General features: G+C 48.1%; 1 pseudogene. It reads left to right on the top strand.

What is annotated here, in order from left to right:
- Positions 1-206 (top strand): annotated as a pseudogene (locus HMPREF2554_RS04065) (hypothetical protein); the annotation flags it as partial.

Raw genomic sequence — 206 nt, 5'->3', positions numbered from 1 at the left:
ATCTTCTCTACCCATCCGGATTTGCATCAGGGGTATGGGGCTGAGTTCATGCTTCAGCTGATTGAACACATGGTATATCACTACTCTGATCTTCGTGGGTATATCTATGAAGAGTTTCCTGTGGTGGTGGGGTACGGCGTTGGTCTTCCGTCTTCGTATATTCCACAGTTTGAGGAGCTGATGGGTGCTGAGAACGTGATGATTGC

Source organism: Rothia sp. HMSC071F11, assembly GCF_001809115.1.
In the GTDB taxonomy this organism is placed as follows: Bacteria; Actinomycetota; Actinomycetes; order Actinomycetales; family Micrococcaceae; genus Rothia; species Rothia dentocariosa.
The sequence above is the reverse complement of the archived record's forward strand: the minus strand, read 5'-3'. Positions and strand labels throughout refer to the sequence as shown.